Below are 9,328 nucleotides of genomic sequence, written 5' to 3'. Positions count from 1 at the left end.
CAGTTTTCCGGGTGTTTTCAAATGATTTTTTGGCAGCTTCAATCTTTACTCTTTGCAGATAATCTAAGGGGGTGAGGCCCGTGGCTTTAATAAACCTCCGGTCAAAAGTCCTTCTTTCAATGTGCAATTTGCGGGACAGGGCTTCTATTGAGATCTTGTTCTGATAGTTTTTCTCAAGGTACTTTTGGGCCTCTTGTATGGAGCTGTCTTCGTGCTTTTTATGTCCGTTGAAGATGGAAAATTCCGACTGCATATTGCGGTCCATGTCTATTTGAAACACCTTGGCACAGTGGATGGCTGTTGGCCTGTCATAGTACTTTTCTATAAGGTATATGATCAGGTTCAGAAATGAAAAAGCGCCTCCGTTGGTATAAATGCCATTTTCATCAGTGATCAGCTTATCCGTTTTTAGGTCTGTTTTAGGGAATATCTTTCTGAACTCTGCTTCTACTGCCCAGTGGGTGGAGCAGGTTTTGCCATCGAGCAGGCCTGTTGCTGCCAGCAGAAAAGCCCCTGTGCAGATGCTCGCAATACATGCGCCCTCTTTATAATGCTTTGCCAGCCATTTGACCAACGGCCCGTTTTCCCTGAGTGCCTGCTCATAGTTATGGTTTAACGAAGGAATGATGATCAGGTCAGTCTGCTTAACATCCGTGATATTGCAGTGTGTATGCACTGAAAAGAGCCCGTCATGAAAGCTGATGTTTTCTGACATGCCTACCAGCTCAATTTTAAAAAGTTCATCATTGCCCCTGCTTTTCCAGATAGCATTGGCTCTGGAGAAGATTTTGTAGGAACCCACTATGCTGCTCAGGTTATTCTCTCCGTTCGGAACCACTATGGATAAATGTTTCATCGGACTTTTTTAACAAAAATAAAGGGAAGTGATGTCTAAATCAACCTGTTGTATTGTCTTATTCAACCATTTCAGAGGGCTATTTTAGACAATACATTTGTAAATAAATACAATCTAGGTTTTGTAATTAAAAAGAAATCACCATGGAAACAGCTATTAAAAAATCCAAATCCGCAAGCTTTACTTACAGCCTGAGCGCCACAAAACCTCCGGAGGAGGTTTATGAACTACTACTTGATGTTAAAAAATGGTGGTCTGGCTTTTATGAAGAAACCATTACAGGTGATGCCAGTCAGGTTAACGATGAGTTTTCTTTTCTCGCAGGCGGCGGCAAGCACTTTAGCAGGCAAAAACTGGCTGAACTGGTGCCGCATAGCAAAATTGTATGGAAGGTGATCGAAAGCAAGCTTACCTTCCTGAATGCTCCTGATGAGTGGATCGGTACCGAACTCCGCTTTGATATTACGAAAAGTGGAGATAAAACAACTGTGACTTTTACCCACGTCGGCCTTGAGCCTGAAATAGAATGTTACGGCAGTTGCTCGTCAGCCTGGACCATGTATATCGATCAGCTTAAGCAGATGTTAAATGGAAATCATGAATAAACAAACCATGCAAATAGCACAGACCCTGATACTGACAGCCGTACTGATACTATCTTATGGTAGTTATGCTCAGAGGAATACTGAAGATCAATTGACAGAAAATAATTCAAAACAAACCGACATGAATAATCAAGATTATACAGCTACCATCCTTGTAGATGCAACACCCAAAAAGGCCTATAACTGCATTAAAGATTTCCGTGCCTGGTGGTCGGAAGACATCGAAGGGCCGACTGACCGCCTCAATGAGGAGTTTTTCTACCACTATAAAGACATTCATCTATGTAAAATAAAGCTCATAGGTATGGAAGAGAACCGAAAACTGGTGTATGAGGTACTGGACAACGAGTTTAATTTCATTGAAGACAAAACCGAATGGGTAGGCACGCGGCTGATCTTTGAGATAACAGATGAAGGCGGCCAGACAAAAGTTAAGTTTACCCACAAAGGTTTAGTACCATCGTATGAGTGCTATGAAGTTTGCAACGATGCCTGGACAGGGTACATTACCAACAGCCTTTACAAACTGATCACTGAGGGCAAAGGAGAACCAAACCCTAAAAATGAAGACGGCTTTAATGCGGAGCTGGCTGAAAAGTGGGGGTTGAATTAATGACAATCTTTCGATCTGGTAAAGAACGGTTTAGGAATGATCTTGGACCGTTTTTTAATGAATAGGAAAATATTGAACTTCAAATCATGAACGATGGACTGGATAATGATATGTAAATAGTATAAAATTTTAATTGGATTGGCATATATTGCGTTGGTTCTGACACAATTGAACCAAAAATAGATGTTAAATGACTGTTAATGAACTTCTGGAAAGAGCATTGCATAGCTCTTATCGTCAACAGTGGGATAAAGCCCTCGAATATGCTCAACGTGCGGTGGAAAAGGAGCCGGATAATTTTTTAACCTGCAAAAGGCTGGGGTTGGCGCTGTGGTACTCAGACCGTAAGGAGGAAGCCATTGCAATGATGAAAAAGTCCGTTGATCTAAATCCTGAGTTTGCAAGTGCCTATTACAACCTAGCCTGCTTTTACGCGAATGAACGCAGGAAAGCAGAAATGCTGCTGAATTTGCAAAAAGCCATTGACCTTGATGAGTTTACAGACTACCGTGAAATGGCTGAGGAGGACGAGGATTTTGAAGGGTTTTTAGATGACGATGACTTTCTGGAGATCATCGAGGCAGAGCGGAAAGAGTCCAACAAACTCGCAGAGATCTTCGCCAGTGGAGACTACGGTATGATCAGCCAAACTATATTGCAGCTTGATCAGGAAATTCCGGTAAAAGCAGTCGATTGGGAGGACTATGGTGATGAAAGTATTTCCGAATTGATAAAAAACAATGGGACTAAGCTCAGTGAAGAAGCACTACTGTATTTGTTTAGAATAGTTTCGTTCAACGAGTCTATCGATTATTTTGAAGGCTTTTCTGCTTTGCTGGAAACTTTAAAGGCAAAAAAGGATGGCGCGTTTGATGATTTTCTTATTCAGGCCTGGAAAGGCCGGTACGAATATACAGACCCCGGACACCTGGGTAGCATTGATTACCAAATGCTGGATTCGATAAAGCAGCTTCCCGTAGAAAAGGTGGCTGAAATAGCCCTTTGGGGTTTGAGGTCACATGGACAAGATGCCTTGAGGGACTATGAAAATCTTAATGCCATTGCTCTTGAAAAATTGCCAGAACCTCATCCGCTTCGAACTGAGCTGGTAGAATTAGTAGATAACTACCTGCATGGAGACATATATCAGGGAGAAACTTTTGATGTCCGGCAACGAAGGATAAGAATAGCACTGGCACCGCCACCGGTCGAGTATGATTCGACTTCCGGTGATTCATGGGCATATGAAAAAGCAGCTTTGGCCCATTTCCACCCTGCTAATGTAATCAATGCAGCCTCCCGTTTGGTGATACAAAAAGACCCGGCGTTAGTCGATCTGGTAAGGAAAGATATGCAGAAAATATGCGATTTTGCTATTGATCCGGGTTTGCCTGCAGAGCTCAGGGTATCAGCCGTAAAGGATATCATTGGAAGGTTGGGGGATAAGAAGGCGATAGCAGCAGTAGCCCCGGCATTACGTGATAAGTCTGTAAAGTTGCTGGAAGCCATAGGGGAAGTTATGCATAAGGCAGGTGTGGTGTCTCCGGAAGCCAAAGTAGCCGTAGACTGCCTGATAAAAGAAGCTGACCGGGAGGAGCTTGATAACTATGATCTGTATGATCTGATATGCGCATTGCGGTGGTTTAAGGATGAAAGAGTTGTAGAAGCGCTGCTGTCTGCACTTAACAAGGGCAATGAGGCTGTACGCCGGGAGGCGCTGAGAGGCCTGGGTATTCAGAAAGCGGTAACGGCCATTCCCCAGATAGTAATGCAATTGCGTGAGGGTTCTCCACAGTGTGTTTCTGCTGCGGCCAAATGCCTTCATGAAATTGGAGGTGAGGCCTGGCAGGCATTGGAGGATAAGAGCAACTATGAAAAAGTGTTGAGTGCGGCTAAAAAGCACCCGCGCTGGTCTATGGAAGCCCTCATATATTTCCGGCACGAGCGCGTGAATGATGATCTTATTAAACTGCTCAAAAAGAACAAGGAGTTTGATGCTTTTCCCTATTTAGCTAAGGGGATAGCTGCCAAGGCGACCGAATTAAATATCCCGGAATTGATTCAAATAGGACTGGATCGGTATCAGGCTGAAAACATTGGAGGAAGACATTTTGTGGAAATTTTCAGATCAATTGCCAGAAGAGGACAAGCTCCTGTCCATGAGTCAGTGCTGGATGAGGTGAAGGAAATATTATCAGGCAGTGATAAAGGTGACCTCAGAGATTTTGTAGCCGATCTAAAATATGATGGGAAATATGCTAATGTCAGTGCCCCCTCAGAGGCTGAAAGAGAGTCAGAAGAAAAGTTTGCTGAGGTGTATGCGCAGGCTTTAAAAGCAATTGATGAAGCTCAGGGCTTGCCTGAAATACTATTTTTGGGTGATTTGAAGTAAATATTAATATTAATGGCTGTTGAATAACTGAGTAAATAATATGTCAAGACATTGGAAGGAAAAGGCTGACGTAGATAAACATGTTGACTATATGAGTACCTGCCATGTTGGAGGAATAAATATAAATTTTGAAGGAAATAAAACAGGAGAATGGGTCTACTTTGTCAGAGTAGGCTCATTTACTTTTCAATTTGTGAACCTTGAGCAACTGGATGATATGATCGAGTATGTTTCCCATAAGGTCCACCCATCAACCAAAGCACCCAATAATGGACTCGAACATTACTGGCACAGTTGGCAGGAGAGATTGCCCAAAGGTCTTTTAAAAGGGCCAAGGAGGGATAGGATACTAACTGCCCTTTTGAAGGCAAAGACCGATTTTACAAGATCATAAGTAGTTAACCTTAAATATTGCTTCTCCCATTTTTTATATCCTGGTCGAGGTGCAGAAAATGAGTCAGACCGTTCAAAGTATCAGCCTTTTCTTGCAGTGTCCTATAGCGTTTTCAGTTATAAGTAACCCAACAGAAGTTGAGTCCTGTAAAATGTTACTCTCTGCTGCTTACCTTTTTATAGTATTATCTATTAATATTTTTTTAATTATATCAGTTAACGCATGAAACATCGTCATCTTTTTTTTGGAATTGTATTATTTGTGCTGGCCATACCGGCTACGGCGCAACAGGACACAGTAGGCATAGATAGCACCTACCTGGCAGAAATTATTCAGTTTTATAAGGAAGCTTACGCCAAGGATTCCTTGCTGAATTACCAACATGGGTTTATAGAATTGGGCGACGGTATCGCCAACATTAACCTGGGGGAATCATTCAAATATCTGGACCCGGAAGAAGCCAATAAAATTATAGTGGAGGCCTGGGGCAACCCGCCACAGCAAACGCTGGGTATGATTTTTCCTGACTCTGTCAATCCATATTTACCGGAAGGATGGGGAATCATACTTGCTTATGATGCAGAAGGCTATATAGAAGATGATGATGCCAATGACATTGATTATGACGAGATGCTGGTTGATATGAAGGCCCAGGCCGCTGAGAGTAGCAAACTCAGAAAAGAGCAAGGATACGATGGCTATGCCGTAGTAGGCTGGGCAGAAAGTCCGTATTATGATCAGGAAAGTAAGAAATTGTATTGGGCCAAAGAGTTAGCCTTCGATGGCTCAGACATCAACACATTAAACTACGATATCCGCGTATTGGGTAGGAGCGGTTACCTCAGGCTTAATGCTGTGGCCGGTATGGACCAACTGGAAATGGTAAAACCCGCTATGCAGGATTTACTTACTAAGGTAGAGTTTGCTGAGGGTCATACTTATTTCGACTTTGATCCTGGTGTGGATAAAGTGGCAGCTTATGGCGTAGGAGCTCTTGTAGCTGGAAAAATTGCTGCGAAAGCAGGTATTCTGAAGATGATAGGTATATTTCTGGCCAAGTTTTGGAAATTTATTTTAATGGGAATTGTTGGTGTCGGAGCCTTTGCTAAGAAAATGTGGACAGGAAAAGAGAAGAGAGAGTTGGGCGAGGACAGCTAAAATAACAACCACCTTTACACTTAGTCTTCCTGGTTCCTGATGGGGACGGGAAGGCTTTTTTTTGTGATTAACGAGACCAAGAAGGTGTATTTAGAAATCTGAGAACAAACTGAAAACCTGTGGTGCAAATGGATCGGAATGTTTATACTAATTTGCCAACTGCTTTTGCTGATTGCATTTAACTACTTGAACTGGCTGGCCTTTAGCGTGATGCTTTTTTACCCCTTATACTGAACCACTAAGAGCCAGTAAAGCTTGCTCCTCCCAAATGCAGGTAGTAGGCGCTGCCTGTAATTTATTCATTTCCTCCCGGATTATACATTCTTTCCTGAATCCCTCTAAAGAACAACTAAGCCTTTATTGCCAAGACCATCATTCGGATCTAAAGAAAATCACAAAAACATTTGTGTAGCTAAATGACTACATATATATTTGTGTAGTCAAATAGCTACATAATGAATTTAAGAAGAGACGTATTTCAGGCCATAGCAGATCCTACAAGAAGGGCCATCCTTGTACTGGTGGCCTCGCAGTCGATGACAGCCGGAGCTATAGCCTCAAACTTTGATACCGCCAGGCCAACAGTTTCAAAACACCTGCAAATACTTACAGAGTGTGAGCTGCTCAGGCAGGAGCAAAATGGAAGGGAAGTGCATTATCACCTAAATCCCGTTAAAATGAAAGAAATAGCAGACTTTATAGAGCCCTTCAGGAAATTCTGGGATGATAGGTTCAATAAGCTGGAGGCTATCATGAAACAATACAAAACCAACAAATAGACCCCTATGGAAATGAAAACTAAAGTCCATGCCGAAAATGGCAAGCAGGAAATATTGATTACCCGCGAATTTGATCTGCCCCTTGAATTGCTTTTTAAAGCCTATGTGGAGCCTGAGATCGTTGAACAGTGGATGGGGACAAAAGTGCTGAAGCTTGAAAATAAAAAGCACGGCGGCTACCAGTTCGAAACTACTGACCCTATGGGTAACAAGCATGGGTTCAGTGGTGCCATCCATGAATTCACCCCTAATAAGCGGATTACACGAACTTTTGAAATGGAGAACGCAAATTTTGGGGCTCAGCTTGAGTTTCTGGAATTTGAAAAACTGACAGACGACACCAGCAAACTCGTAATGCATGTGGTGTATCGCTCAGTAGAGATCAGGGACCAGATACTACAGATGCCTTTTGTGCAAGGTATTAATATGGCCCATAGCAAACTGGAGAGCGTTGTGGGCAAGCTTAAAGCTTAAGTGGCATTTTGCAAATCACAGTTCAATACCAACCACCATAAACATGAAAAAGAGAGATAAAATAATCTATTGGATAGCCACGGTTTGGCTGTCGTTAGGTATGCTTTCAACTGGCATAGTTCAGTTGCTGCAGTCTGAGGAAGAAATGGAGTTTATCATCAAACTAGGCTATCCCGGCTATTTTCTCACCATATTGGGCGCGTGGAAAATATTAGGGGTTGTGGCTATACTCATACCTAAATTTCCCCTGATAAAAGAATGGGCTTACGCAGGCTTCTTCTTTTCCATGACAGGCGCGGCCTTTTCACATATTGCCATGAACACAACGAATGAAATATTTCCATCACTTTTATTGCTGACCCTGACTATAGTATCCTGGTACTTCCGGCCCCCCGGCAGGAAAGTTGCCATCGTCAGTCAGTAATTATTGGCCTGGGATTGTTTATAAATAACCGTGATGTGCTGATAACATGCAAAAAAGTACATACTCTTGAAAAGAGGGTAAACTTTAGCCAACTTAAGAGTCAGCCGGACGAGCAGGGCATCCCGATCTCATTACGTAATACTCAATACTAACATCTAAATACTAAAGATATGAATTCTAAAGTTGATTGGTTTTTTAACAAAGATACTGAATGGCAGAAGGAGTATAAGAAGTTGAGGGCGATAGTCCTTGACTGTGGGTTGACCGAAGAACTGAAGTGGGGAGTACCCTGCTACACATATAAAAATGCAAACGTCGTTTTAATACACGGCTTTAACGAATACTGTGCACTGCTGTTTCACAAAGGAGTGCTGCTGAAAGATGAAGAAGGCATTCTCATACAGCAAACGGAAAATGTGCAATCGGCACGTCAGATCCGCTTTACCAATGTGAAGGAAATCACTGAAATGGAAGCTACTTTGAAAGCTTATATTTATGAAGCCATAGAAGTGGAAAAGGCAGGCCTGAAGGTAGAAATGAAAAAAACATCAGAGTTTAATATGCCGGAAGAGTTTCGGAAAGCGCTTGATGAAAAAGCAGGCCTGAAAGATGCTTTTGAGGCATTGACGCCGGGAAGACAAAGGGGATACCTGCTTCATTTTTCACAACCGAAACAGTCCAAAACCAGAGTGTCGAGAATAGAAAAATGCATGCCTCATATTTTTGAAGGCAAAGGCCTAAATGACCAGTAAAACAGTAAGTAAAGTCTGAGAATATAATATGCCAAAATGGAAGTAAAGAACCCGAAGATAGATGTATACCTTGCTGAAGGATGCGGGCGTTGTCCTCTGGGAGGTACCCCAAATTGTAAAGTCCACAACTGGCAGAAGGAATTGAAGCTGTTGAGGACAATAGTGCTCGAATGTGGCTTAACGGAAGAGCTGAAGTGGGGAGTGCCCTGTTATACGTTTCAAAATAGCAATGTATCGATAGTGGCAGCATTTAAGGAGTACTGCTCGCTGAGCTTCTTCAAAGGCGCTTTGCTCAACGACGCCCACAAGATACTGGTGAAACCCGGAGAAAACACACAGTCTGACCGGTTGATCCGTTTTACCAATGTTCAGGAAATCATGGAACTGGAGCCTGTTTTAAAAGCCTACATTTACGAAGCCATAGAAGTGGAAAAGGCAGGCCTGAAAGTAAGCTTCAAAAAAGAACCGGAGCCAATGCCTGATGAACTGCAAAGGAAGCTGGATGAAAACCCGGCGCTAAAAACCGCTTTTGAATCTTTGACCCCCGGACGGCAAAGGGCTTACATTATTTATTTTTCTGCACCGAAACAATCCAAAACCCGGGAAGCCAGAATCGAAAAATATATCCCGCAAATCCTGGAAGGGATAGGGCTACACGACAAGTATTCGTGCAACAAGAAATAAAAGCCCATGGCTGAAAATCCAGTGACCACTCCGGAAAATTAGTAAATTATGGATCTTGTAAAATTTGAGTTCGGACAGTTTTTCTATTAGTATTTTACATAGCATTATTTGTAGGCTTGGTTTTAGTGATATCTCGTTTCATAAAAAGGAAAAGAAGCCAATAAAATTTATAAGTCGCTATTTCACTTTTAATTCTA

The 9,328-nt window shown here is 42.4% G+C and carries 11 protein-coding genes; 10 read left to right on the top strand and 1 reads right to left on the bottom strand.

Features of this window, described 5'->3' with window-relative positions:
- On the bottom strand, positions 1–856 hold an 856-nt coding region (locus tag E1163_RS18850; RefSeq protein ID WP_155174016.1), incomplete at its 3' end, for a GlxA family transcriptional regulator.
- 143 nt (positions 857–999) lie between these two features.
- Here E1163_RS18850 and E1163_RS18845 point away from each other — a divergent pair.
- The 10 genes from E1163_RS18845 (at position 1,000) to E1163_RS18800 (ending at position 9,131) form a co-directional block, all read left to right on the top strand.
- On the top strand, positions 1,000–1,461 hold the full coding sequence (locus E1163_RS18845) for an SRPBCC family protein (RefSeq protein ID WP_155174015.1): 462 nt from the start codon (positions 1,000–1,002) through the stop codon (positions 1,459–1,461).
- Entirely contained in the window at positions 1,454–2,074 is a 621-nt protein-coding gene (locus E1163_RS18840; protein WP_246223767.1) for an SRPBCC family protein, read from the top strand. The genes E1163_RS18845 and E1163_RS18840 overlap by 8 nt, the downstream gene beginning before the upstream one ends.
- A gap of 190 nt (positions 2,075–2,264) precedes the next feature.
- Positions 2,265–4,466: a HEAT repeat domain-containing protein gene (locus tag E1163_RS18835; protein ID WP_155174014.1), complete on the top strand. Its 2,202-nt coding sequence runs from the start codon at positions 2,265–2,267 to the stop codon at positions 4,464–4,466.
- A gap of 40 nt (positions 4,467–4,506) precedes the next feature.
- Positions 4,507–4,860, top strand: coding sequence for a hypothetical protein (locus E1163_RS18830; RefSeq protein WP_155174013.1), 354 nt, complete (start codon positions 4,507–4,509; stop codon positions 4,858–4,860).
- A gap of 222 nt (positions 4,861–5,082) precedes the next feature.
- A complete protein-coding gene (locus E1163_RS18825; RefSeq protein ID WP_155174012.1) occupies positions 5,083–6,018 on the top strand; it encodes a DUF2167 domain-containing protein in 936 nt (311 codons plus the stop codon).
- Between the two features lie 455 nt (positions 6,019–6,473).
- On the top strand, positions 6,474–6,797 hold the full coding sequence (locus E1163_RS18820; protein ID WP_155174011.1) for an ArsR/SmtB family transcription factor: 324 nt from the start codon (positions 6,474–6,476) through the stop codon (positions 6,795–6,797).
- 6 nt (positions 6,798–6,803) lie between these two features.
- Positions 6,804–7,271, top strand: a complete 468-nt coding sequence (locus E1163_RS18815) for an SRPBCC domain-containing protein (RefSeq protein WP_155174010.1) — start codon at positions 6,804–6,806, stop codon at positions 7,269–7,271.
- 43 nt (positions 7,272–7,314) lie between these two features.
- The gene (locus E1163_RS18810; protein ID WP_155174009.1) at positions 7,315–7,695 is read left to right on the top strand and encodes a DoxX family protein; all 381 of its coding nucleotides are present in this window, start codon (positions 7,315–7,317) and stop codon (positions 7,693–7,695) included.
- Positions 7,696–7,865: 170 nt separating this feature from the next.
- Positions 7,866–8,447 (top strand): YdeI/OmpD-associated family protein, encoded by a 582-nt coding sequence (locus tag E1163_RS18805; RefSeq protein WP_155174008.1) that lies wholly within the window; start codon positions 7,866–7,868, stop codon positions 8,445–8,447.
- A 36-nt stretch (positions 8,448–8,483) separates the two neighbouring features.
- Positions 8,484–9,131: a YdeI/OmpD-associated family protein gene (locus tag E1163_RS18800; protein ID WP_155174007.1), complete on the top strand. Its 648-nt coding sequence runs from the start codon at positions 8,484–8,486 to the stop codon at positions 9,129–9,131.
- Positions 9,132–9,328 lie beyond the last annotated feature (197 nt).

Origin of the sequence: Fulvivirga kasyanovii, from assembly GCF_009711405.1 — a bacterium.
GTDB lineage: Bacteria > Bacteroidota > Bacteroidia > Cytophagales > Cyclobacteriaceae > Fulvivirga > Fulvivirga kasyanovii.
This window is presented reverse-complemented; position numbering and strand designations above follow the sequence as displayed.

Coding starts and splice junctions, on each gene's coding strand:
- E1163_RS18815 (WP_155174010.1), top strand. CDS start 6,804: ATGGAAATGAAAACTAAAGTCCATGCCGAAAATGGCAAGCAGGAAATA.
- E1163_RS18820 (WP_155174011.1), top strand. CDS start 6,474: ATGAATTTAAGAAGAGACGTATTTCAGGCCATAGCAGATCCTACAAGA.
- E1163_RS18830 (WP_155174013.1), top strand. CDS start 4,507: ATGTCAAGACATTGGAAGGAAAAGGCTGACGTAGATAAACATGTTGAC.
- E1163_RS18805 (WP_155174008.1), top strand. CDS start 7,866: ATGAATTCTAAAGTTGATTGGTTTTTTAACAAAGATACTGAATGGCAG.
- E1163_RS18825 (WP_155174012.1), top strand. CDS start 5,083: ATGAAACATCGTCATCTTTTTTTTGGAATTGTATTATTTGTGCTGGCC.
- E1163_RS18835 (WP_155174014.1), top strand. CDS start 2,265: ATGACTGTTAATGAACTTCTGGAAAGAGCATTGCATAGCTCTTATCGT.
- E1163_RS18845 (WP_155174015.1), top strand. CDS start 1,000: ATGGAAACAGCTATTAAAAAATCCAAATCCGCAAGCTTTACTTACAGC.
- E1163_RS18800 (WP_155174007.1), top strand. CDS start 8,484: ATGGAAGTAAAGAACCCGAAGATAGATGTATACCTTGCTGAAGGATGC.
- E1163_RS18810 (WP_155174009.1), top strand. CDS start 7,315: ATGAAAAAGAGAGATAAAATAATCTATTGGATAGCCACGGTTTGGCTG.
- E1163_RS18840 (WP_246223767.1), top strand. CDS start 1,454: ATGAATAAACAAACCATGCAAATAGCACAGACCCTGATACTGACAGCC.